Here is a 23,128-nt window from a genome sequence, read left to right as displayed (position 1 = left end):
CTGGCCGCTGCCGAGGACGCCGCTGCCGATGCGGCCGCCTTCCTTGTCCATGCCCGAGAACGCCTCGCTGGGCATCAGACCCAGTCCTCCTCAGTGGAAGCGTCGATGGTGCTGACGGGGGTGGTGTCGAACGCCTCGCCCGCCATGCCGGCGGTGAGCGTGGTGCCGTCGGCCGGGTCGATCAGGATGAACGAGCCGGTCCGCCGGTTGTCGCGGTACGGGTCGAGGGCCAGCGGCTCGGCGGTGCGCAGCACCACGTGGCCGATGTCGTTGACGTTCAACCCCTCGGCGCCGGAGCGCTGTTCGAGAGTGTCGATGTCGATGCGGTAGCTGATCTCCTTGACGAGCGCGCGCACGGTGCGGGTGGTGTGCTTGAGCAGCACCTTCGCGCCGACGTGCAGCGGGCGCTCGTTCAGGTGGCAGACCGTCGCCTCGATGTCCTTGCTGGGCAAGGCGGTTGACCCGGACGCGATCAGATCGCCGCGGGAGATGTCGAGGTCGTCGGCGAGGCGGACCGTCACCGACTGCGGGGCCCGGGCGAGTTCGGTCTCGACGCCGAGCGCGTCGATCGCCGCGACGGTGGTGGTGTGGCCCGAGGGCAGCACCGTCACCGGGTCGCCGACCCGCAGCACGCCGGAGGCCAACTGCCCGGCGTAGCCCCGGTAGTCGTGGTGCTCCTCGCTCTGCGGCCGGATCACGTACTGGACCGGGAACCGGACCGGCTCGGTGCTCGGGTCGGAGCCGACCGGGACGGTCTCCAGGTGCTCCAGCAGGGTCGGGCCGCCGTACCAGTCCATGTGCCCGGACGGCTCGACCACGTTGTCACCTGCGAGCGCCGAGATCGGCACCGCGACGACGTCCTTGACCCCGAGCGAGGCGGCGTAGGAGGTGAACTCCTCGGCGATCCGCGCGAAGACCGGCTCCGCGTAGTCGACCAGGTCCATCTTGTTGACGGCCAGCACGACGTGCGGGACGCGCAGCAGCGCGGCGACCGCGGCGTGCCGGCGGGTCTGCTCGACGACGCCGTTTCGGGCGTCGACCAGGACGACGGCGAGTTCGGCGGTGGACGCGCCGGTCACCATGTTGCGGGTGTACTGCACGTGGCCGGGGGTGTCGGCGAGGATGAACCGGCGCCGGGCGGTGGCGAAGTAGCGGTACGCCACGTCGATGGTGATGCCCTGCTCGCGCTCGGCGCGCAGGCCGTCGGTGAGCAGCGCCAGGTCGGGCGCCTCCTGGCCGCGGCGGCGGGAGGCGTGCTCGACGGCCTCCAGCTGGTCGGCCAGCACCGACTTGGAGTCGTGCAGCAGCCGGCCCACCAGGGTGGACTTGCCGTCGTCGACGGACCCGGCGGTGGCGAAGCGCAGGAGGGAGGTGGAGGTGTCGATGGTCACGGTTAGAAGTACCCCTCGCGCTTGCGGTCTTCCATGGCGGCCTCGGACAGCTTGTCGTCGGCCCGCGTGGCGCCGCGCTCGGTGAGGCGGCTGGCGGCGATCTCGGCGATCACGGCCTCGATGGTGTCGGCGTCGGAGTCGACCGCGCCGGTGCAGGACATGTCGCCGACCGTGCGGTAGCGGACGAGACGGGTCTCGGTGCTCTCGCTCTCCTTCGGGCCGCCCCACTCGCCGGCGGTCAGCCACATGCCGTCGCGCTTGAACACCTCGCGGTGGTGGGCGTAGTAGATCTCGGGGAGGGCGATGCCCTCGCGCTCGATGTACTGCCACACGTCCAGCTCGGTCCAGTTGGACAGCGGGAAGACCCGGACGTGCTCGCCGACCGCGTGCCGGCCGTTGTACAGCGACCACAGCTCGGGGCGCTGGCGGCGCGGGTCCCAGGCGCCGAACTCGTCGCGCAGCGAGAACACCCGCTCCTTGGCGCGGGCCTTCTCCTCGTCGCGGCGGCCGCCGCCGAAGACCGCGTCGAACTTGTTCGACTCGATGGCGTCCAGCAGAGGCACGGTCTGCAGCGGGTTGCGGGTGCCGTCGGGGCGCTCGCGGAGCCGGCCGTCGTCGATGAAGTCCTGGACGGAGGCCACGTGCAGGCGCAGGTTGTGCTGCGCCACGGTGCGGTCGCGGTACTCGAGGACCTCGGGGAAGTTGTGGCCGGTGTCCACGTGCAGCAGCGCGAACGGCACCGGGGCGGGCGCGAACGCCTTCAGCGCCAGGTGCAGCATGACGATGGAGTCCTTGCCGCCGGAGAACAGGATCACCGGCCGCTCGAACTCGCCCGCCACCTCGCGGAAGATGTGCACCGACTCGGCCTCCAGCGCGTCCAGGTGGGACAGCGCGAAGGGGGTGTCGTCGGTACGGACCGGGCTGTCGGTCACAGTGGTCACGCGAGGCCCCTCTCGGTCAGGAAGGCGTGCAGTTCGTCGGCGGACTCGGCCACCGTCCGGCCCTGCGTCTGGAGGCGCAACTCCGGCTTCCCGGGCGCCTCGTACGGGTCGTCGACGCCGGTCAGACCGGAGATCTCGCCGGCGGCCTGCTTGGCGTACAGGCCCTTCACGTCTCGCTCCGAGCACAGCTCCACCGGGGTGGCGACGTGGATCTCCAGGAACTCGGTGCCGTTCGCGGCGTGCCGCTCGCGCACCGCGGCGCGGGAGTCCGCGAACGGGGCGATCACCGGGGCGAGCACCTTGACGCCGTTGGCGGCGAGCTTCTCGGCGACGAAGCCGATCCGGGTGACGTTGGTGTGCCGGTCCTCGCGGGAGAAGCCGAGGCCCTTGGAGAGGAACTCGCGGATCTCGTCACCGTCCAGCACCTCGACCCGGTGGCCCTCGGCGCGCAGCCGCTCGGCCAGCGCGAACGCCAGCGTGGTCTTGCCGGCGCTGGGCAGCCCGGTCAGCCACACGGTGGCGCCGCGCTCGCGGCCCGCTGCCGGGGTGTCGGCGGTGGTCACGGTGGTTACTCCTGACAGTCGGTGACGGTGGATCAAGTGGTGCTCAGAGGTGGATGCCGCACTCGGTCTTGCCGGAGCCCGCCCAGCGGCCGGCCCGGCCCTGCTCGCCCTCGCCGGGCTTGGCGGTGCAGGACAGCGGGGAGCAGCCGATCGAGGTGTAGCCCTCCCACAGCAGCGGGTTCAGTAGTACCCCGTTGGCCTGCACGTAGGCGTCCACGTCGTCCTGCGTCCAGCGGGCGATCGGGGCGAGCTTCACCTTGCGGCGCTTGGCGTCCCAGGCCACCACCGGGGTGTTGGCGCGGGACGGCGACTCGTCGCGGCGCAGTCCCGTCGCCCAGGCGTCGTACCCGCCCAGGCCGCGGTTCAGCGGCTCGACCTTGCGCAGCGAGCAGCACAGGTCCGGGTCGCGGTCGTGCAACTGCGGCCCGTACTGGGCGTCCTGCTCGGCCACGGTGAGCTTCGGGGTCAGCGTGATCACGTTGACCGGCATGGTCGCGGCGACCGCGTCCCGGGTGCCGATGGTCTCCGCGAAGTGGTAGCCGGTGTCCAGGAACACCACGTCCACGCCGGGCAGCGCGGTGGACGCCAGGTGGGCGACCACCGCGTCCTCCATCGAGGAGGTGACGCAGAACCGCTTGCCGAAGGTGTCGGCCGCCCACCGCAGGATCTCCTGCGCGGAGGCCTCCTCCAGCTCCCGGCCGGCCTTGACGGCCATCGCTTCGTAGTCAGTCGCGGTCGTCATTCCCGGTCCCCCCGTCGGAAGTCGACAACAGCCCGAGGAACTTCAGCTGGAACCCCCGGCGGCAGGCCCGGCACTCCCAGGTGCCGTGGCCGCTCTCGGACGGGCGCAGGTCCTCGTCCCCGCAGTACGGGCAGTAGAAGGGTGCCGCTCGCTCGCTCATGCACCCACCTCGCTGCGCTCGGTGGTCGCTTCGCGAGAACGCGCTGCCCTATTGGTTCTCCCCCAGCCTTCGGCCGGGGGGACCCCCATGCTTCGCTCGCTCACGACAGCTGCTCCTCGCTCGCCCGCACCGCCCACTGGGCGAAGCGCTCGCCGTCCTGACGGTCCGCCTGGTAGCGGGTCAGCAGGCGCTCGACGTAGTCGGGCAGTTCGGCGCTGGTGACCTTCAGGCCGCGGATCTTGCGGCCGAACGCGGCGTTCTCGAAGCCGAGCGAGCCGCCCAGGTGGATCTGGAAGCCCTCGACCTGCCGGCCGTTCTCGTCGGTGACCAGCTGGCCCTTGAGGCCGATGTCGGCGGTCTGGATGCGGGCGCAGGCGTTCGGGCAGCCGTTGATGTTGATGCTCAGCGGCTCGTCGAACTCCGGCAGGCGGCGCTCCAGTTCGTCGATCAGGGTGCGGCCGCGGTCCTTGGTGTCGACGATCGCGAGCTTGCAGTACTCGATGCCGGTGCAGGCCAGCGTGCCGCGCCGGAAGGTGGACGGGGTGACCCGCAGGTCGAGCGCCTCCAGGCCGGCCACCAGCGAGTCGATCTGCTCCTGCTCGACGTCCAGCACGATCAGCTTCTGCTCGACGGTGGTGGCCAGCCGGCCCGAGCCGTGTTCGGCGGCTAGGTCGGCGACCTGCTGGAGCAGCTTGCCGTTCAGCCGGCCGACCTTCGGCGCGAAGCCGACGTAGAAGCGGCCGTCGTTCTGCGGGTGGACGCCCACGTGGTCGCGCCAGCGTCCGGCCGGCTGCTCCGGGCCCGGGCCGTCCGTCAACTCCCGCTTCAGGTACTCGTCCTGGAGGATCTGCCGGAACTTGGCCGGGCCCCAGTCGGCGACCAGGAACTTCAGCCGGGCCCGGTTGCGCAGGCGGCGGTAGCCGTAGTCGCGGAAGATGCCGACCACGCCGGCCCACACGTCCGGGACGTCCGCCAGCGGCACCCAGGCGCCGAGCCGGACGCCCAGCTTCGGGTTGGTGGACAGGCCGCCGCCGACCCACAGGTCGAAGCCAGGGCCGTGCTCGGGGTGGACCACGCCGACGAACGCGATGTCGTTGATCTCGTGGACCACGTCCAGCAGCGGGGAGCCGGAGATCGCGGTCTTGAACTTGCGCGGCAGGTTGGAGTACTCGGGGTTGCCGATGTACTTGCGGTTGATCTCGTCGATCGCCCAGCTGCCGTCGATGATCTCGTCGGCGGCGAGGCCCGCCACCGGCGAGCCGATCACCACGCGCGGGCAGTCGCCGCAGGCCTCGGTGGTGGACAGGCCGACCGACTCCAGCTTCTCCCAGATCGCCGGGACGTCCTCGATCCGCACCCAGTGGAACTGGACGTTCTGGCGGTCCGTCACATCGGCGGTGCCGCGCGCGTACTGCTCGGACGCCTCGCCGATGGCGCGCAGTTGAGGGACGGTCAGCTGACCGCCGTCGATCCGCACCCGGAGCATGAAGTACTCGTCCTCGAGCTCGTGCGGCTCCAGGATCGCGGTGCGGCCGCCGTCGATGCCCTGGCGGCGCTGGGTGTACAGGCCCCACCAGCGCATCCGGCCGCGCAGGTCGGCCGGGTCGATCGAGTGGAAGCCGCCCTTGGAGTAGATCGTCTCAATGCGTGTCCGCACATTGAGACCGTCGTCGTCCTTCTTCATCTGCTCGTTGGCGTTGAGCGGGGTGTAGTGCCCCATCGCCCACTGGCCCTCGCCGCGGTGGCGGGTCACCTTGCGGGCGGCGGGGCGGGCCGCGACGGCGGCGCCGGCCTGAGGCTCGTCCGGCGCTTCCGGCTCGGGAGTGCGGGCCATGGTGTCAGTCCTTTGAGCGGCTTGGCAGGTGCGGGGGGTGCTGGCCGATTCCCGGGCGTGCCCCGCTCCCACCTGCGGAATTCAGCAGGCGGCGGGAGGGGTGACGCTGGGCCGGGTGTCGAGGGTGCGCGCATCCGCGACGGCGGGGATGCGCGGGCAGGGCGCCGGTGCGGGGCGGCGTGCGAGTGGGGCTCAGGTCACCGGACAGATGGCGCTGGACACGCGAAGGAGGTCGACGTGGAGTCGGCCAACTAGGGTGGTACCGGCGCTAGACATGGCAAGAGATTCGCACGGCTGGCGACTCGAGGTCCACTAACGTCCGAATCCTGGACCTGAACGTTCCGCATTCCGGGACGGTCGGCCGGCCCGGGCCGCTCCACGCCCTGTGGTCCGTCGGTTCCCGGCAGTGGCGCATCGGTCGGCGAGTGCGGGCCGATACCGTAGGGACGTGCAAGCAGCAGGCAGTACTCCGCATCCGCCCGGGGGGGCCGGTCCGACCGCCGACCGGCAGTCCCGTCGTCGCGGCGGCCGCCGCCGGGCCGTAAAGCGAACCACCTGGTACCGCACCCTGTGGGCGCTGGTGAAGGACACCACCAACACCTGCGTCGAGTACCGCGTCACCGGACTCGCGGCGGAGGCGGCGTTCTTCACGCTCCTCTCCATCCCGCCCCTGCTGCTCTGCCTGGCCGGCACCCTCGGCTACCTCGACGACATCCTCGGCGCCGGCACCATCGTGCGGCTCAAGGCGGACGTCATCTCAGCAGCTGGGACGGTGCTCTCACCGGGCTCGATCGACCAGATCGTCCAACCCCTGCTCGACGACGTCTTCGGCAGCGCCCGGCCGGACCTGATCTCGATCGGCTTCCTGCTCTCGCTCTGGTCCGGCTCCCGCGCCCTCTACATCTTCATCGACACCATCACCGTGATGTACGGCCTCGACGGCAAACGCGGCCTGGTCAAGACCCGGCTGATGTCGCTCGGCCTCTACCTCGGCGCACTGGTGATCGGCTCCCTGGTACTGCCACTGCTGGTCACCGGGCCCGGACTGCTGATCAACACCTTCCAGAGCTGGGCCGGAGTGATCACCTCGCTCTACTGGCCCGCCGCGATCATGCTGCTGATCGTCTTCCTCACCACCCTCTACCACGTGGCCGTCCCCGTCAGCACGCCCTGGCGCGAGGACATCCCCGGTGCGCTCGTCGCCCTCCTCGTCCTGGTGGTGTGCAGCGTCGCCCTGCGGCTCTACCTGGTCAGCTCCGTCGAAGGCCACTCGGTGTACGGGCAGCTCGCCGCCCCCGTCGCCGTACTGCTGTGGATCTTCGTGGTGGCGCTCGCCGTCCTGATCGGCGCCGCGATGAACGCCGCCATAGACCGCCGCTGGCCCGCCGTCGAAACCGCCGACGCCCGCGCCGAGGTCGAACGCCTCACCGAGGACGCCGCCGTCCAGCGCGGCCGCGAGGCCGCCACCCGCCGCGCCGCCGAACGCGCCGAACGCACCCGCCAGTTCGGCCTCGCCGAAGGCCACGACGAGGACCTCTTCGACGAGGACGACGACGAGCCGGTGCCGAGCGAGTACCCCGAACGCTGGGCGAGCTTCCTCCCGCACGACGACGTCAAACGCCGGCTCGGCCGGGTGCGGCGCAGGCAGCGCTGAGATCCCGGGCTCCAAGGAGCGGCCCCCGTCGGTACCTTCCGGTACGGGCGGGGGCCGCTTCGCGTCTGCCGGGGATGTCCCGGACTTGCGTGTCAACTGCCTTGCGCTACAGGGGCGGTGAGGGTCGGCGCGGGTGGTGCGGAAATTCGGTGGCGGAGGGGGCGGGGGAGTACTAGCGTGGCGTCCGCCGATCGAGGGCGCCCCAGGGCGGGGTGCGCGAGGCGTGTCGCAAGAAGAGGAGGTGAGGACCGTGAGGCCTGTCCTTGCAGGTGTTGGTTCCCGCGTTCAGAAGTTCATCGAGTCCTGTACCCCTCGGTCCGCGGCCGACCTCGGACCGGTGTCGCCCATACGCTGACACCGCCGTCGCGCGGCCGGGGCCACCCGTTCCCTGAAGGGTTCACCCCGTGCTTTCCACGACCTCCGCTGCCCACCCGCTCTCCGGCCTCGGCTGGGACGAGGACCGGGCCGCCGATTTCCGTCCGCTCGCCGAGGCGGGCCTGCTCCCCGGGCGGATCACCCGCATCGACCGCGGCCGCTGCGATGTGCTGCTCGTCGATCCCGAAACCGGCGAGCCCGCCACGCTGCGCGCCGACACCCGGCCGGTGACCAGCGCCGACACCATTCACAACCCGTGCACCGGGGACTGGGTGGCCGTCGACCCGGCCGCCCGGCCACTGCCCGCCGTCACCACCGTGCTCCCCCGCACCACCGCGATCATCCGCAAGGGCGCCCACAAGCGCTCCGAGGGTCAGGTGCTGGCCGCCAACATCGACACCGTCCTGATCGCCGTCTCACTCGCTGCGGAACCCGACCTGGGCCGGGTGGAGCGTCTGCTCGCCCTCGCCTGGGAATCCGGGGCCGAACCGCTGATCGTCCTCACCAAGTCCGACTTGGTCCACGACGGCGACTTCGTCCGGGCGGACGTGGAGGCGGTCGCACCCGGGGTCCCCGTGCTGACGGTCAGCGCCGAGACCGGAGCCGGCATGGACGCACTGCGCGCCCTGGCCACCGGCTCCTGCGCCCTGATCGGCCAGTCCGGCGCCGGCAAGTCCACCCTCACCAACGCCCTCGCGGGCACCGACACCATGACGGTCCAGCAGGTCCGTTCCGTCGACGAGAAGGGCCGGCACACCACCACCACCCGCGAACTCGTCCCGCTCCCCGGCGGCGGCGCCGTCATCGACACCCCGGGCCTGCGTGGCGTCGGCCTGTTCGGTGGCGAGGGCATCGACCTCGCCTTCGCCGACATCGACCAGCTCGCGTCCGGCTGCCGCTACGACGACTGCTCGCACCGCACCGAACCCGCCTGCGCCGTCCGCGCCGCCCTCGCCGACGGTACCCTCCCCGAGCGCCGCTGGGAGTCCTACCTCAAGCTCCAGCGCGAGAACGACTGGATCGCCTCCCGCGCCGACGCCCGCCTTCGCGCCGAACGCGCCCGCCACCACCACAAGACCCGCACCAAGACCCTCCGCACCGTCCGCCGCCCCTGACCGCGGCCCGGGGCGGGTTCGTCGCGGCCGGTGCGCCGCACCAGGACGAACTCGCCCCGGCGCAGGGGTGATTGGGGCTGCGCCGGGTTGACGGGTGGTCAGAAGAGCTGGTCCGCGTCCTTGCCGTTCTCGTGGGCGAGCAGCCAGCGCTTGGCGTCGATGCCGGCGGCGAAGCCGGTGAGGCTGCCGTTGGCGCCCATGACGCGGTGGCAGGGGCGGACGATGAGGAGGGGGTTGGCTCCGACGGCGCCGCCGACGGCGCGGACGGCGCGGGGTGACTGGCCTGCGGCGTCGGCGAGTTGGCCGTAGGTGACGGTGGCGCCGTAGGGGATGTCGTCGATGCTCGCCCAGATCCGGCGGCGGAACTCGGTGCCGACGGGGGCGAGCGGCAGGTCGAAGGTGGTGCGCTCGCCGGCGAAGTACTCGGTGAGCTGCTCGACGGCGGGGGCGAGCGCGTCCGGGTCGGGCTGCCAGTCGGCGGCGGGCTCGGCGAGCGCGTACTTCTGGCCCGGGGCGGTGACGGCGGTCAGCGCGAAGCCGTGCTCCTCGTCGAGGGTGCCGCTGAGCAGCAGGGTGCCGAGCGGGCTGTCCATGGTGGTGAAGACGGTGGTCATGCCGGTTCCTTGCGGGTACGGAGGGCGGTGTGGTGGGCGGAGGCCGCCGACCACAGGTGGTGCAGGGCGTAGGAGCGCCAGGGCGCCCAGGCGGCGGAGCGGTCGGCGGAGCTGCGCGGATCGCCGCTCTCGCCGAGGGCGCGCAGGCCGTCGCGGACGCCGATGTCGGTGGGGAGGAAGACGTCCGGGTCGGCGAGGGCGCGCATCCGCAGGTAGCCGACCGTCCACGGGCCGATGCCCGGGAGGGCGAGCAGCTCGGCGGCGGCCTGTTCGCGGTCCACGCCCGGGTCGAGCCGGACGGTGCCCTCGGCGAGGGCGGCGCACAGGCCGAGCAGGGCGCGGCGGCGGGCCTGCGGCATCGCCAGGTGCTCGGGATCGGCGGCCGCGAGCGCGGCGGCGGTCGGGAACAGCAGGCGCAGGCTGCCGTCGCTGGACGGCAGCGGGGTGCCGTACGTCTCGGCGAGCCGACCGGCCAGGGTGCGGGCCGCGGCGACGCTGATCTGCTGGCCGAGGACGGCGCGGACCGCGAGTTCGTGCGGGTCGACGTGTCCGGGGGAGCGCAGTCCGGGCCGGGCCGCGGCGAGCGGGGCGAGCAGCGGGTCGGCGGCGAGCCGGTCGTCGACCGCGTCCGGGTCGGCGTCCAGGTCGAACAGGGCGCGCAGCCGGTGCACGGCCGTGGTGAGGTCGCGCAGGTCGCTGAGCGTGAGCCGACAGTCCAGCCAGCCGCGGGCCCGGTCGTCGCCCGGGGCGAGCCCGTCGACCTCGGCGATGCCGTGCCCGTACGGCAGTGCCAGGGTGCGCCGGTAGGTGCGGGTGCCGGGACGCGGGCCGGGGACGACTTCTTCGACGCCCGGGACGGCTCGCAGCGCGAGGAAGTCCAGCAGGTGCTCGGTGTCGACGGCGCCCCGGTACGCGAGCCGCAGACCCAGCGCGCCGGCCGCGACGGGGGCGCGGCGGTGGCCGCCGCGCTCGGTGCGCAGCGTGCTGGGGGTGCGGTCGTAGACCTCGCGGATGGTGTCGTTGAACTGCCGCACCGAGGCGAAGCCCGCCGCGAACGCCACGTCGGTGACCGGGAGTTCGGTGGTCTGCAGGAGCAGCCGGGCGGTCTGGGCGCGCTGCGCGCGGGCCAGTGCGAGCGGGCCGGCGCCGAGTTCGGCCGTCAGCTGGCGCTGGAGCTGGCGGGCGCTGTAGCCGAGCCGGTCGGCCAGCCCCGCGACGCCCTCCCGGTCCACCACGCCGTCGCCGATCAGCCGGACGGCCCGGCCGACCAGGTCGGCCCGGTGGTTCCACTCGGGCGAGCCCGGCACCGAGTCGGGCCGGCAGCGCCGACAGGCCCGGTAGCCCGCGCCCTGCGCGGCGGCCGCGGACGGGAAGAACGAGCAGTTGGTGCGCTTGGGAGTGGTGGCCGGGCAACTCGGACGGCAGTAGATGCCGGTGGTGCGGACGGCCGTGAAGAACACCCCGTCGAAGCGGGCGTCCCGGCTGTGCACGGCTCGGTACCTGGTCTCGTCGTCGATCACGCCATCCAGTCTGCGTCATCCCCGGAGGGCCGACTGGCGGAAATCGGACGTCGCCATGCCTCGGCTGGTGGCGCGGTGGGGTCGGCGTGCGGGGTCGGCGCGTGTGAGGGTGTGGGCGCGGTGGGGTCAGCGTGCGGGGTCGGCGCCTGTGAGGGGGCGAGCGCGGTGGGGTCAGCGCGCGGGGTCGGTGCCCGCGAGGGTGTGGGCGCGGTGGGATCAGCGTGCGGGGTCGGTGCCCGCGAGGGTGTGGGCGAGGTGGTCGAGGCCGGGGAGGGCCTGCATGACGGCTGCGCGGTCGGCGGGGGTGAGGCTCAGGAGGGCGGTGGCGAGGCGGCGTTCGTGGGCGCTCTGCCAGTCGCGGAGCTGCTGGTGACCGGCCTCGGTGAGGGCGATCCGGGCGGTGCGGCGGTCCCCCGGGTCGGGTTGGCGGTCGACCAGGCCGGCGTCGAGGAGCTTGGAGATCAGACCGCTGACGGTGTTGGGCGCCAGGCGTTGACGAGCGGCGAGTTCGCCGACCCGCATGGGGGCGACGGCGAGGGTCTGGAGGAGCTCGACCTGGGCCATTGGCAGCGCCTCCCAGGGGAACTCGGACCGGATGGAGCTGCGCAGGGCACGGCGCAGCCGGGTGATCACATCGGTGAGCTGCTGGGCCCCGGCGAGTGCGTCGGGCGCGGGCTGGGGCTGCGAAGACATGGCGGACAGCGTAGCGCCAGGTGGTGTCGGTGCTGCCCCAGGTCCCGACGTTGACCAGCGAGGACGGTTGCCGGGGCGGTGCGGCGGGGCTGCTGCGGGGCTGCCGCGGGGCTGTCGGGAGGGTGGATGGCTCGGGGCCGGAAACAGTCCTTGAGCGATTATATCGGTGGCAGATATATTCGACTCATGGCTGAACCTGCCGTTGCCCCCAGGCTGCTCGACGCCCTGCAGCGCGCCGAACGCCCGCGCCCGCGCGCCGTCGCACGCTGGCCGCACGCGCACTGGCTGGCCGTCGGCACGGTCTGCCTCGGCGCGTTTCTCGGCCAGCTGACCGCGAGCGTCACCTCACTGGTGTTCCCCGCGCTGGAACGCCGGTTCGACGCGGGCTTCGCCGCCGTGGAATGGGTGTCGCTCTCCTACCTGCTGGTGCTGGTCGCCCTGCTGGCCCCGGTCGGGCGGCTGTCCGACCTGGTCGGCCGCAAAACCATGTACCTGGCCGGTTTCGCCGTGTTCGCGGCCGCCTCACTCGCCGCCGGACTGGCCGACAGCCTGGCCGTACTGGTGGCCTGCCGCGCAGTACAGGCCGTCGGCGGCGCGATGATGCAGGCCAACAGCGTGGCACTGGTCGCCCGCGGCGTACCGGAACGGGCGATGCGCACCGCACTCGGCATCCAGGCCGCCGCCCAGGCCCTCGGCCTCGCCCTCGGCCCGACCCTCGGCGGCCTACTGGTCACCCACGCTTCCTGGCGCTGGGCGTTCTGGGTCAACGTCCCGATCGGGGTGCTCGGCATCCTGGCGGGCTGGTTCCTGCTACCGCGAACCTTCCCGGACGGCGCGAGGCCGTGCGGCGGGCAGGTCGGGGACGGGCGGGCTGGGGGCGTGCGGGCCGAGGGCGGGCGGATCTGGGATGGGCGGACCGGAGTCGGACGGGTCGGGGATAGGCAGGCCCAGGCCGGGGGTGGACACGTCGGAGGCGGACGGGTCGGGGATGGGCAGGCCGGGGGCGGACGGGCCGAGGGCTGGCGGATCGGCGGGCAAGTCGGAGGCGGGCGGATCGGGGGCGAGCGGGCCGGAGGCGAATGGGCCCGTAGCGGGCGGGTCGACGGTGGATGGGCCGTGGGCGGTCGGATCGAGGATGGGCGGGCCGGTGGCGGGCGGCCCGAGGGCGGGTGGGCCGGGGACGGGCGGGCCGGGGACAGGCAGGTCGAAGGTGGCGGACGGTTCGACCTGGCCGGGCTGTTGCTGCTGGCCACCGCGTCGACGGCGCTGCTGCTGGCGCTGTCCGCCGCGTCCGGATTGCCGCTGCCGGGGTGGGCGGCGGCCGGGCTGGCGGTGCTCGCGGTTGTCGCGGCGGCCGGGCTGGTCCGGCAGGAGCGGCGTGCGGACCGGCCGATCGTCCCTCCCGGACTGGTGAACACCCCGGGTATCCGGGTTGGGCTGCTGGTGGCGCTGATCGGCTACCTGCTGCTGTTCTGTCCGCTGGTGCTGGAGCCCGTGGTGCTGGCCGGTCGCGGGGCGTCCGCCGGCACGGCCGGGGTGGTGATCACCGCGCTGCCCGCGGCGTTCGCGCTGGCCGCCACGGTCGGTGGCGGGCTGCTGCCGCGCGGCTGGAGCGACGCGGTGCGCTGCCGGGCCGGTGCGCTGGCCGCCGCGGCCGGACTGCTCGCGCTCGCCGCGCTGCCCGCGCCCGGAGCCGGCACGACGGTGCTGCCGCTGCTGGTGACCGGCTACGGCCTCGGGCTGCTGCTGCCCGCCAACAACGCGCTGGTGATGCGGGCGATACCCGCGCAGAGCTCGGCCGTGGGCGGCGGCCTGGTGAACATGGTGCGCAGCCTCGGCACCGCACTCGGCACCGCCCTGCCGGTGCTCGCCGTCCACCTTGCCGGACCGGCGTCCGGCGGCCGGGCGGTCCTGCTGCTGCTCGCGGCGGTCGCCGCACTGGCGGCCCGCCTGTCCGCCCGCTGACGCCACGCCGCGACCGCCCGCCGACGCGCCGCTGCCGCCACTGGCGCACTGTTGGAAATGCCGCCAGGCGCGCCGCCGAGACCTCCCACCGCTCCGCCGCCGAGACCTCCCACCGCTCCGCCACCGCGACCGCCCGCCGGCGCACAGCCGCGAGCGCCCGCCGGTGCCGTGCCGCGACCGCCCCCACCCCAGCGCCGCGCGGGATCGCGCGAGGGGCGCCGCCCGGGCGTTTCCGGGTGGCGCCCCTCGCGGGCGGTTGACGGCGTCAGGAACTTGGCGGTGCGCCGCGTTCCGTGAGCATGGTGGTGATCAGGTCGATCTCGGCCTTCTGGCCGTTGACCATGGTCTGCGCGAGCCGCTTCTCGACGTCGTTCTTCGCCGCGTCCACGTATGCCTGGGCCATGTCCGCGCCGCCCCGGTGGTGGGCGAGCATCAGCTGGAGGTAGAACACCTCGGCGTCCTTGCCGCTGAGGGTGCGGAGTTTTTCCAGGTCGGCGTTGGTGGCCATGCCGGGCATGAGCGAGCCGTCGTGGGCCTCGTAGGTGTGACCCATCCAGGTCATCGGCTTGGCCGCGCTGGTTTGGGTGAGGCCCCACTGGTCGAGGTAGCCCATCAGCATGCCGCGCTGGTTGGCCTGCGTGTTGATGATGTCGAACGCCAGGGTGCGGACCGCCTGGTCCTGGGTGCGGTCGCGGACGATGAACGACATGTCGATCGCCTGCTGGTGGTGGGTGGCCATGTCGCGGGCGAAGCCGGCCTCCGCCGAGTCGGTGCTCGGGGTGGAGGAGGAGCTCCCGGACGCCGGGGTGCTGCTGGAGACCAGCGCGGGCACGCCGAGGCCGAGCGCGACGACCGCCGCCAGCGCGGCGGGCCACCACAGGGTGCGGCGGCGCCGGCCGGTGGCGGGCTGCGACGGTTCCCGGTCGGCGGTCAGGTCGGCGGTCACATCGCGCCCGAGCTGCAGGAGGCGCCGGGCTCCTGGGTCTGCGGGCCCTGCACGTACTTGGTGAAGAACTGGTCGATCCGCGGGTCCTTCGAGTTGTCGACGATCAGCTGGGTGCCCCAGGCGCTCAGCGTGATGGTGCCTTCCTCGTCGGGGTAGGGGCTCATCAGGCTGTAGGGAGTGGCCTTGACCTTCTCGCTCAGCGCCTTGATGTCATCGGGGTTGGCCTTGCCGTTGTAGGTGACCCAGACCGCGCCGTGCTCCAGGGAGTGCACCGCGTTCTCGTTCTTCACCGGCTGGTCGTAGACGGTGCCCATGCAGGTCGCCCAGACCGGGTTGTGGTCGCCGCCGACCGGCGGGGCCTGCGGGTACTTGACCTCGGTCTGGACGTGAGTGCGGGACAGGTTGTCCCAGGTCTTGACGCCCTCGATCGGCGACTTCGCCGCCTCGGTCTGCTGGTTCTTCTTGTTCTTGGCGTCCAGCGCCAGCCAGGTGCCGCCGCCGACCATGGCGAGCACCAGCCCGGCCGAGAGGGCGATGGTGAGGATCTTGTTGCGGCGCTCACGGCGCTGCTCGATCGCGCGCAGCTCGGCGATTCGGGCCCGGCGGTCGGCCTGCTGGGCGGACTTGCTTCCCTGCCGGGGCTGCTTGTAGGCGGAACCCATGAGTGATGTCCTTGTCCCCGCCGTGCGGTTCACGGCGGTCTGCGGTGGGGTTGGGGCAGCGGAGCCGCCGACCGCCCCTTCGTCGGGGAACGGGTCGGCGGTGGGTTCCGCTCAGGACCGGTGAACCTGGAGGATGTGCAGGTCGGGCGCGTGGTGCGGCGCCGGTCGGACGTCGCACGCCGGGGCGGCGGGCGACGCGGGGGGAGCCACCAACTGCGGCAGGACGACCGCGCCGGGCTGCGGGGGCGCGTTCGGGAGCTGCGACTCCGGGCCGCAGAAGGAGTGACTGGAACAGCCGTGACCGGGCACCCGGCCCGGGCCGTCCGCGGTGCACAGGATGAGCACGCCGGGGCCGTCCGGTGCCAGCGCGTGCTGGTGTCCGGACGGTGCGCCGACCCGGTCCCGGTCCGCGAAGACGGCGGCCGCCGCCGGAACGACGGTGGACACCGCCCGGACGGACGTGACGGGCGCGGGGGGCGCGGAGCTCGCCGTGCGGGCGTTCGCCGCGCACGGCAGCAGCGCCAGCAGGGCGGCCAGCAGCACGGACCACAGCATCGCCACGGGGCGGAATACCGCGTACGCGGTCCCTTCCCGGGGTCGAGTGCGAAGTCCTGGCGCGGTCATGCGCACATATTAATCAGCCGATCGGGTGAAGCGATGCCCCTCTTGGGCTCCGAATTTCCCCCGCGCGGCCCATCGCTGCGGCTCATTTCGACCGGCAGTGGCCGGAACCCCACCCCGGCGTCGGTGCGATGTTCCGATTCCCGGACACCGTCGTTGTGCTTCGGAAGAATGACTTGACGTCCGGCTATTCCACGGATCAATCAGGAGCCGTCAGTTGAACGAGCAGGGCGCACCCGGGCCGAGCCGACCCGACGACGCCTGGTGGCACACCGTCTACGCGGGCCCCGCCGGCACCCTCCCCGACACTCCCGACGCCGTCGCCGACACTTCGTCCGTGGACGAATGGTTCACCTCCGCCGTCGGCCTCTTCGACACCCAGGACGGGCCCGCCACCGAGCACACCCCCGTGGATGCGGTGGCGCACCCGGAACCGTCCCTGCGCAGCTGGGCCGAGGCCGCCTGGCCCGAGATCCGCCCGACCGACGACGACGCACCGGCCGAGCAGCCGCACCAGCCGCACCCCACCGAACCGCCCACCGAACCGCCCGCCGTTGCGGAGCCGGAGCCGGAGCCGGCCCCGGTGGCGGTCGCGGTCGCGGTACCCGAGGCCCCGGTGGCGGTCGCGGTCGCGGTACCCGAGGCCCCGGTGGAGCCCGAGGCCGTCGCGGAGCCGGATGCCGCAGTGGCCCCGCCGTCGGAGCGCGGTGCGCCCTGGCGCGGGCCGGAGGCGCCGGCGGTGCCGCATGTCGGGGAGCGGCCGCCGACGTACGCCGCCGAGCCGACCGCGCTGCCGGTCACCGACCCGGACGGGCTGGCCGGCATCGTGCCGGACACGGCCATCGACGGCGCCCAGTTCGCGGCGACCACGCTGCGGGCCGTGTCGATCCGCGGCGACTCCGCCCGCTACCGGGGCGAGCCGCGGCGCGACGCGCTGCTCACCGTCCGGTTCGGGGAGGCCGAGGACGGGCTGGTGCTGACGGTGCTCGCGGGCCCGGCGCGGCGGGCCGACGCCGCGTCGGGTTCCGCCGCGGCGGCGGACGCGACCCGGCAGTTGGCCGTCGCGATCGGGCGCAGCCGCGCCGAACTCGCCGCCGACCTGCGGGCCGGCGCCCGCGACCGGCTGCGGTACGGCCTGCAGCGGATCGCGCTCCAGGCGGCGGCCCGGCTGCGCGGCGACGCCGAGAACGCGGTGCCGGAGGGGGCCGAGCCGGAAGCCCTTCAGGAGACGCCGGCGGAGGAGACCGCCTCGCTGCACTGCCTGCTGATGTCCACCGACCCGGCGGCCACCCACCGGGCCGCGTTCGGCACCGGCCCGGGCGGGCTGTACCTGCTGCGGTCGGGGCACTGGATCGACGCGTACGCGGCCCGGCTGCTCCACCACCCGGACGGCCAGCCCCCGCTGCCCCCGGCCGCGCGGCAGGCGCCGCGCCCGTTCCGGTTCCGCCTGGTGCCGGCCACCTCCGGCGACATCTTGCTGCTGTGCACCCCGGGCCTCGCCGACCCGATCGCCGAGGAGCCGGCCGTCGCGCACTTCCTGTCCAGCCACTGGGCGCACCCGCACCCGCCGGGCACCGTCGACTTCCTCCGCCAGATCCAGGTCCGCGCCAAGGGCTACGCCGACGACCGCACGGCGGTGGCGGTCTGGACGGAGTGACGCCCGCGGCGGGGGCTCCGCCCCGTGCGGCAGCCGCACGGGATCCGGTGCGGCCAGGCTGGACCCGGCGGGTCCGTTCGGGCCGGTGCCCGTCGCCGCCACGCTGCGCGCGCCCGTTGGCGTCGTGCGGGCTTCGTCCGGAGGAGCGGTAGCCGGGTGGCTCGGTGGGGCCCGGCCGGAGGCGGTGGGTCTGTCCCGGCCGGTGCCCGTCGCCGGGCCGCTGCGGGTGTCCGTCGGCGCTTCCGGTTCCGTGCCGGACCGGGTCGGCCGGGTGCCAGGGTGGCCTGCGGGTGGTGAGCGGCGGCTTCGCCGGGTGGCTCGGTGGGGCCCGGCCGGAGGCGGTGGGTCTGTTCCGGCCGGTGCCCGTCGCCGGGCCGCCGCTGGTGTCCGTCGGCGCTTCGGGTTCCGTGCCGGACCGGGTCGGCCGGGTGCCCGGGTGGCCTGCGGGTGGTGAGCGGCGGCTTCGCCGGGTGGCTCGGTGAGGCCCGGCCGGTGGCGGTGGGTCTGTCCCCGCCGGTGCCCGTTGCCGGGCCGCTGCGGGTGTCCGTCGGCGCTTCCGGTTCCGTCCCGGACCGGGTCGGCGAGGTGCCCGGGCGGCCTGCGGGTGGTGAGCGGTGGCTTCGCCGGGAGGGGCGGTGGTTGCCCGGTGCGGCGCGGCATCCGATCGTGAACGCCCTGCCGCTTGCGTTCGTCGGCGGCCCGGTGCCCAACGGCCGGTGGCCGGTTGCCCGTGGCACGCCGCCGGTGGCCGGGCCTGTGCCGGTCGCGTTCCCTCGGCCCGTGCCGAAGCCGTGGCGCCCGTCCGACCGCTGCTCCGCTACTTCGCCGCCTTCGCCGGGACGCCGAGGAGGGCGTGGGCGGCGGAGGTGGCGTGGGCGGTGGCCTGGGGGCGGGTGGTGGCGGGGAGGCCGATGGCGAGGGGGATGGCGAGGCCGTCGAGGAGGGCGCGGAGCTGGGTGGCGCGAGCGGGAGCGGGGGTGTCGGCGACGGGTGTGAGGACGCCGGTGGTGAGGCCCTCGGTGATGAGTGCGGTGAGGTCGTTCTGCCAGGGGGTCTCGATGTCGGGCTGGCCCTGGCGGAGTTCCGCGGTGCCGGGGGAGCGGCTCCACACCTCGATCCACAGGATCCAGCGGGGGTCGCCGGGGCCTTCGGGCAGGTAGAGGTCGATGTAGCGGGCGAGCCGTTCGATTACCGGCAGGTCGTGGCGGGCGAGTTCGCGGGTGCGGCGTTCGCCGAGCTGGGCCTCGCTCCAGCGGAGGGTTTCCAGCAGGAGCTGGTCCTTGCTGCCGAAGTAGTAGAGCAGGTGTCCGGCGCTCATGCCGAGCTGCTGGCCGAGGCCGGCCATGGTGAGGCGGGCGAGGCCGTGTTCGGCGATGGCGGCGCGGGCGGCCGCGTACACCTCTTCCCGCGGGCGGGCCGGGCGGCGGGTGCGTGGCGGGGCCATCCGCTCTCCTCGTTGCTGGCTGTCCGGCGTCCAGTTTCCCGTACGGCGCGGGGCGGGGGTGTGGCCGGGGGTCACCAGCCGCTGTGTTCGCGTCCTTCGGCGGTCTCCTGCCGGCCGTGGTCGAGGCCGGCCCGGTAGGCCTTGCGGAGGACGGCGATGGCCTGTTCGCGGTCCAGTCCGGGGGCGAGGCGCAGCAGTTCGTCGGTGAGTTCGTCGAGCGTGGGGGGTGTCATGCCTCCATGACACCCCGGCGGGGCCGGGCCCGCCCCTCCTGCCGACGAAGGGGTGGGCCGGGCCGGGAGGTCAGCCGATGGTGGCGGCGTACGAGGTTTCCGCGCCGAAGCCCCAGGCGGGGGTGGCGTCCCACGGGTTGAGTTCGACGTCGTCGGTGGCGTACGCGTACCCGGCGCCGCGGGTGAACGCGGTGCTGAGGGCGGTCTTCATGGCGGTGGCGTTGGGCGTGGCGTGGATCAGGTGCCAGTAGGAGGTGCCGTCGGGGTCGAACCCGGCGCCGGGGTAGTAGCCGGCGGTCAGGTTGAAGACGTTCCCGCCCAGGTAGTGGTTGATGTAGTTGTCGTAGGTGCCTTCGAAGGTGACGAAGGTGTCGGCGGTGCGCTTGCCGGGCTCCAGGAAGCAGTCCTGGACGGCGGTGCCGGGGTTGTTCACCACCAGTTCCTGCACGGTCGGGTCGATCGAGTGGACGAGCGCCTGGACCTGGTGGCGCAGGTCGAGGTAGAAGTCGCGTTCGACGTTGTTGACGCCGCAGTTGCGGCTGCTGGTGTCGAAGAAGATGCCGTCGACGTGCAGCTTGCCGTCCGGGGTGACCAGGTAGTTGCGGACGTCCTTGAGCACGGCGTCCCGGTCGCGCCCGGTGGATTCGGTGTGCACGTAGCCGATCACCTTGGTGTGCTCGCCGGTGGCGGTGGTCTTGGCGCGCAGCGCGTCGGCGCGGGCCTGCCAGTCGGCGGCGAACGGGGCTTCGCCGCTGCCCGGGTTGAGGATGACGACGGACGGCGCGGGCGTGGTGGCCTGGACGTTCAGCAACATCGGGTAGTCCGGGAAGCTGTAGGCCGGGATGCCGATCTCCAGGCCTCGGGTCGAGGTGGTGGTGGCGGCCGGGGTGGTGCCGGCGCCGGCCTGCGGTGCGGCGGTGGCGCCGACGGCGAGCAGCGAGCCGAGGAGCAGGGCGGTGAGCCCCTTCGCGCGAATGCGCATGCGTGGATCCCCCAATGCTGGGCGGGCGCCCCCCTGGCGCCGCATGGGCATGCTAACCAGCGACGCGCGTTCCGAGGCCGAATACCGGAGATCGTTCGCAGGAGTTCACCGGCGACCGGACGGCCGGTCGGTGACGGAGCGTCAGCTCCACCACTGACCGGCCGTTCGATGCGTGAGGCGGCGTCAGGCCTTCGGCTGCTGCTGGGTGATGCAGTGGATGCCGCCGCCGTTGGCGAAGATCTCGCGGGCGTCGACCAGTTCGACGGTCCGGCCGGGGTACGCCTTCTCCAGGATGGCCTTGGCCTGCTCGTCGCGCGGGTCGTCGAAGGCGCACAGGACGACGACGCCGTTGGCCACGTAGTGGTTGATGTAGGAGTAGTCGACGGGCTCGCCGTCCTCGTCGAACAGGACGGTGGGGGCCGGGAGTTCGATGACCTCCAGGCTGCGGCCCCGGGCGTCGGTGGCGGAGCGGAGGATCCCGGCGAGCTCCTGGCAGACCGCGTGGTCGGGGTGCGCCGGGTCGGGCTGGGAGTGCACGACGACGGTGCCGGGGCGGACGAACGAGGCGACGATGTCGATGTGGCCGCGGGTGCCGAACTCGTCGTAGTCGCGGGTCAGTCCGCGCGGCAGCCAGATCGCCTTGGTGGTGCCGAGGTGCGCGTGCAGTTCGGCCTCGACCTGCTCGCGGGTCCAGTCGGCGTTGCGGCCCTCGCCGAGCTGGACGGTGTCGGTGACCAGGACGGTGCCCTCGCCGTCGACGTGGATGCCGCCGCCCTCATTGATCAGACGGGAGGCGAAGCGCCGCACGCCGGCCAGCTCGGTGACGTGTTCGGCGATGTGCTGGTCGTTGTCCCAGCGGGCCCAGGACTGGGCGCCCCAGCCGTTGAACACCCAGTCGGCTGCTGCCAGTTGACCTTCGCCGTCGATCAGGAAGGACGGGCCGATGTCGCGCATCCAGGCGTCGTCCAGCGGGCGCTCGACGATCTCCACGTCGGGGGAGAGGTAGGGGCGGGCAGCCTCGGTCTCGCCGGTGTTGACGACCAGGGTGACCGGCTCGTGGCGGACGATCGTGTTGGCGACCTCGGCCCAGGCGCGGCGGGCCGCGTCCAGCTGCTCCGCTCCGTCGAAGGTCGGGTTCGGGGTCGGGAAGGCCATCCAGGTGCGCTCGTGCGGGTGCCATTCGGCGGGCATCCGGAAGCCGAGCGAGGCGGGGGTGGGGGAGGTCATGAGGAATCAAGTCCTAGGAAAGTGAGGGGAGTTCACAGGAAGTACAGGCGGCTGAGGGAGACCGAGTCGGCGGGCGCGGAGCGCAGCGGCTCGCCGTCCAGCGAGACCAGGCCGGTCGCCGAGACGTCGACCTGTCCGAGCCGGCCGTTGCGCAGCATCGAGCGCGGGCCGATGCCCCGGGTGCCGCGCACTCCCACCCGCCGCCTGCGGGTGGGCAGTTGGTCGCCCGCGACGTCCAAGTAGGCGGAATCGGCGGCGGCTTGGGCGACGAACGCCACCGAGAGGTCCGCGGCGGTGGCGCCGTGCGCGCCGAACTGCGGCCCCAGCACCAGGGGTTCGCACCGGTCGGTGGAGGCGTTCGGGTCGCCGACCACGCCGTACGCGGGGAAACCGGCCTTCAGCACCAGCTGCGGCTTGGCGCCGAAGTGGTCCGGCCGCCACAGCACGATGTCGGCCAGCTTGTCGACCTCGATCGAGCCGACCTCGTGCGAGAGCCCGTGGGCGATGGCCGGGTTGATGGTCAGCTTGGCGATGTAGCGCAGCACCCGCTCGTTGTCGTCGCCGCCCTCGGCGGTGCCGTACGAGCCGGTGCCGTCCAGCGGGCCGAGTTCGGCCTTCATCTTGCCGGCCATCGCGAAGGTGCGGCGCACCGTCTCGCCGGCCCGGCCCATGCCCTGGGCGTCGGAGGAGGTGATGCCGATGACCCCGAGGTCGTGCAGCACGTCCTCGGCGCCCATCGTGCCGGCCCGGATCCGGTCGCGGGCCATCGCGGCGTCGCCCGGCAGGTCGGGCTTGAGGTCGTGGGCGGAGACGATCATGTCGTAGTGCTCGCCCAGCGCGTCCCGGCCGAACGGCAGGGTCGGGTTGGTGGAGGAGCCGATCACGTTCGGCACGCCCGCCATCTTCAGCACGTTCGGCACGTGGCCGCCGCCGCAGCCCTCGATGTGGAAGGCGTGGATGGTGCGGCCCTCCAGCACCGCGAGGGTGTCCTCCACCGACAGACATTCGTTCAACCCGTCGGTGTGCAGGGCAACTTGGACGTCGTACTCCTCGGCGACCCGCAGCGCGGTGTCCAGCGCCCGGGTGTGCGCGCCCATGTCCTCGTGCACCTTGAAGCCGGACGCGCCGCCCTCGGCGAGCGCCTCCACCAGCGGAGCCGGGTCGGAGGACGAACCGCGGCCCAGGAAGCCGATGTTGACCGGCCAGGCGTCGAAGGAGTTGAACGCGTGCCGCAGCGCCCACGGCGAGTTGACGCCGACGCCCCAGACCGGGCCGAACTCCTGGCCGATGATGGTGGTCACGCCGGAGGCCAGCGAGGCCTCCATGATCCGCGGCGACAGCAGGTGGACGTGGGTGTCGATGGCGCCCGCGGTGGCGATCAGGCCCTCGCCGGAGACGATCGTGGTGCCGGTGCCGACCACCACCTCCACGCCGTCCAGGGTGTCGGGGTTGCCGGCCCGGCCGATCGCCGAGATCCGGCCGCCCCGGATGCCGATCGAGGTCTTCCGGATGCCCTGCACCGCGTCGATCACCAGCACGTTGGAGATCACCACGTCGCAGGTCTCGCGGACCGCGGCCGGCTTCAGGTGCAGCCCGTCGCGGGCGGTCTTGCCGAACCCGGCGAGGAACTCGTCGCCCGGGGCCTGCGAGTCCGACTCGACCCGGACGATCAGCCCCGAGTCGCCGAGCCGAACCCGGTCGCCGGCCCGCGGGCCGTGCACCGAGATGTAGTCGTGCGGGGTGATAGCACTCATGCGTGGTGATCCTTCCTGGTGCGGCGGGCGTTGGC

At 73.3% G+C, this 23,128-nt stretch carries 22 protein-coding genes; 4 read left to right on the top strand and 18 right to left on the bottom strand.

Going from position 1 to position 23,128, the window contains the following annotated elements:
• Window positions 1–74: 74 nt before the first annotated feature.
• The 7 genes from ACFYS8_RS27505 to ACFYS8_RS27475 all read right to left on the bottom strand — a co-directional run bounded on the left by ACFYS8_RS27505 (window position 75) and on the right by ACFYS8_RS27475 (window position 5,907).
• Window positions 75–1,385 (bottom strand): sulfate adenylyltransferase subunit 1, encoded by a 1,311-nt coding sequence (locus ACFYS8_RS27505; RefSeq protein ID WP_387645981.1) that lies wholly within the window; start codon window positions 1,383–1,385, stop codon window positions 75–77.
• A gap of 8 nt (window positions 1,386–1,393) precedes the next feature.
• Window positions 1,394–2,323, bottom strand: coding sequence for a sulfate adenylyltransferase subunit CysD (gene cysD / locus ACFYS8_RS27500; protein ID WP_387645980.1), 930 nt, complete (start codon window positions 2,321–2,323; stop codon window positions 1,394–1,396).
• Window positions 2,324–2,328: 5 nt separating this feature from the next.
• On the bottom strand, window positions 2,329–2,895 hold the full coding sequence (gene cysC, locus ACFYS8_RS27495; protein ID WP_387645678.1) for an adenylyl-sulfate kinase: 567 nt from the start codon (window positions 2,893–2,895) through the stop codon (window positions 2,329–2,331).
• A 43-nt stretch (window positions 2,896–2,938) separates the two neighbouring features.
• Window positions 2,939–3,637, bottom strand: coding sequence for a phosphoadenylyl-sulfate reductase (locus ACFYS8_RS27490; protein WP_387645676.1), 699 nt, complete (start codon window positions 3,635–3,637; stop codon window positions 2,939–2,941).
• A complete protein-coding gene (locus ACFYS8_RS27485; protein ID WP_387645673.1) occupies window positions 3,621–3,797 on the bottom strand; it encodes a hypothetical protein in 177 nt (58 codons plus the stop codon). The genes ACFYS8_RS27490 and ACFYS8_RS27485 overlap by 17 nt, the downstream gene beginning before the upstream one ends.
• A gap of 100 nt (window positions 3,798–3,897) precedes the next feature.
• A complete protein-coding gene (locus ACFYS8_RS27480) occupies window positions 3,898–5,631 on the bottom strand; it encodes a nitrite/sulfite reductase (protein ID WP_387645670.1) in 1,734 nt (577 codons plus the stop codon).
• A gap of 192 nt (window positions 5,632–5,823) precedes the next feature.
• Window positions 5,824–5,907, bottom strand: a complete 84-nt coding sequence (locus ACFYS8_RS27475) for a putative leader peptide (protein WP_318264789.1) — start codon at window positions 5,905–5,907, stop codon at window positions 5,824–5,826.
• 304 nt (window positions 5,908–6,211) lie between these two features.
• Between ACFYS8_RS27475 and ACFYS8_RS27470 the strand changes: the two genes are divergently transcribed.
• Window positions 6,212–7,285 (top strand): YihY/virulence factor BrkB family protein, encoded by a 1,074-nt coding sequence (locus ACFYS8_RS27470; RefSeq protein ID WP_387645669.1) that lies wholly within the window; start codon window positions 6,212–6,214, stop codon window positions 7,283–7,285.
• Between the two features lie 404 nt (window positions 7,286–7,689).
• Complete coding sequence (gene rsgA / locus ACFYS8_RS27465) at window positions 7,690–8,775, top strand: ribosome small subunit-dependent GTPase A (RefSeq protein WP_387645667.1); 1,086 nt, start codon at window positions 7,690–7,692, stop codon at window positions 8,773–8,775.
• A 98-nt stretch (window positions 8,776–8,873) separates the two neighbouring features.
• On the opposite strand, the gene ACFYS8_RS27460 is transcribed toward rsgA, so the two are convergent.
• The 3 genes from ACFYS8_RS27460 to ACFYS8_RS27450 all read right to left on the bottom strand — a co-directional run bounded on the left by ACFYS8_RS27460 (window position 8,874) and on the right by ACFYS8_RS27450 (window position 11,602).
• Window positions 8,874–9,389 carry a methylated-DNA--[protein]-cysteine S-methyltransferase gene (locus ACFYS8_RS27460; RefSeq protein ID WP_387645664.1) on the bottom strand — a complete coding sequence of 172 codons (516 nt, stop codon included), beginning with the start codon at window positions 9,387–9,389 and terminating at the stop codon, window positions 8,874–8,876.
• A complete protein-coding gene (locus tag ACFYS8_RS27455) occupies window positions 9,386–10,909 on the bottom strand; it encodes a DNA-3-methyladenine glycosylase 2 family protein (protein ID WP_387645662.1) in 1,524 nt (507 codons plus the stop codon). Before ACFYS8_RS27455 ends, ACFYS8_RS27460 begins: the two co-directional genes overlap by 4 nt.
• A 216-nt stretch (window positions 10,910–11,125) precedes the next feature.
• Window positions 11,126–11,602, bottom strand: a complete 477-nt coding sequence (locus ACFYS8_RS27450; RefSeq protein WP_387645659.1) for a MarR family winged helix-turn-helix transcriptional regulator — start codon at window positions 11,600–11,602, stop codon at window positions 11,126–11,128.
• A gap of 186 nt (window positions 11,603–11,788) precedes the next feature.
• Between ACFYS8_RS27450 and ACFYS8_RS27445 the strand changes: the two genes are divergently transcribed.
• A complete protein-coding gene (locus ACFYS8_RS27445; RefSeq protein WP_387645656.1) occupies window positions 11,789–13,567 on the top strand; it encodes an MFS transporter in 1,779 nt (592 codons plus the stop codon).
• Window positions 13,568–13,832: 265 nt separating this feature from the next.
• Here the strand turns inward: ACFYS8_RS27445 and ACFYS8_RS27440 are convergent, their stop codons facing one another.
• From ACFYS8_RS27440 to ACFYS8_RS27430, 3 genes are all read right to left on the bottom strand, one after another.
• Window positions 13,833–14,513 carry a DUF305 domain-containing protein gene (locus tag ACFYS8_RS27440; RefSeq protein ID WP_387645653.1) on the bottom strand — a complete coding sequence of 227 codons (681 nt, stop codon included), beginning with the start codon at window positions 14,511–14,513 and terminating at the stop codon, window positions 13,833–13,835.
• Window positions 14,510–15,175: a DUF3105 domain-containing protein gene (locus tag ACFYS8_RS27435; RefSeq protein ID WP_387645650.1), complete on the bottom strand. Its 666-nt coding sequence runs from the start codon at window positions 15,173–15,175 to the stop codon at window positions 14,510–14,512. The genes ACFYS8_RS27440 and ACFYS8_RS27435 overlap by 4 nt, the downstream gene beginning before the upstream one ends.
• 111 nt (window positions 15,176–15,286) lie before the next feature.
• Entirely contained in the window at window positions 15,287–15,736 is a 450-nt protein-coding gene (locus ACFYS8_RS27430; RefSeq protein ID WP_387645648.1) for a hypothetical protein, read from the bottom strand.
• 277 nt (window positions 15,737–16,013) lie between these two features.
• Here ACFYS8_RS27430 and ACFYS8_RS27425 point away from each other — a divergent pair, with 277 nt between their 5' ends.
• Window positions 16,014–17,453 (top strand): hypothetical protein, encoded by a 1,440-nt coding sequence (locus ACFYS8_RS27425; RefSeq protein ID WP_387645646.1) that lies wholly within the window; start codon window positions 16,014–16,016, stop codon window positions 17,451–17,453.
• 817 nt (window positions 17,454–18,270) lie between these two features.
• Here ACFYS8_RS27425 and ACFYS8_RS27420 read toward each other — a convergent pair.
• The 5 genes from ACFYS8_RS27420 to ACFYS8_RS27400 all read right to left on the bottom strand — a co-directional run bounded on the left by ACFYS8_RS27420 (window position 18,271) and on the right by ACFYS8_RS27400 (window position 23,093).
• On the bottom strand, window positions 18,271–18,897 hold the full coding sequence (locus tag ACFYS8_RS27420; protein ID WP_387645644.1) for a TetR/AcrR family transcriptional regulator: 627 nt from the start codon (window positions 18,895–18,897) through the stop codon (window positions 18,271–18,273).
• Window positions 18,898–18,968: 71 nt separating this feature from the next.
• Complete coding sequence (locus ACFYS8_RS27415) at window positions 18,969–19,130, bottom strand: hypothetical protein (protein WP_387645642.1); 162 nt, start codon at window positions 19,128–19,130, stop codon at window positions 18,969–18,971.
• A gap of 70 nt (window positions 19,131–19,200) precedes the next feature.
• On the bottom strand, window positions 19,201–20,112 hold the full coding sequence (locus ACFYS8_RS27410) for a spherulation-specific family 4 protein (protein ID WP_387645639.1): 912 nt from the start codon (window positions 20,110–20,112) through the stop codon (window positions 19,201–19,203).
• Window positions 20,113–20,295: 183 nt separating this feature from the next.
• A complete protein-coding gene (locus ACFYS8_RS27405) occupies window positions 20,296–21,339 on the bottom strand; it encodes an agmatine/peptidylarginine deiminase (protein ID WP_387645637.1) in 1,044 nt (347 codons plus the stop codon).
• 32 nt (window positions 21,340–21,371) lie between these two features.
• Window positions 21,372–23,093 carry an urease subunit alpha gene (locus tag ACFYS8_RS27400; RefSeq protein ID WP_387645634.1) on the bottom strand — a complete coding sequence of 574 codons (1,722 nt, stop codon included), beginning with the start codon at window positions 23,091–23,093 and terminating at the stop codon, window positions 21,372–21,374.
• Window positions 23,094–23,128 lie beyond the last annotated feature (35 nt).

This window comes from Kitasatospora sp. NPDC004615, from assembly GCF_042873545.1.
Lineage (GTDB): Bacteria > Actinomycetota > Actinomycetes > Streptomycetales > Streptomycetaceae > Kitasatospora.
This window is presented reverse-complemented; position numbering and strand designations above follow the sequence as displayed.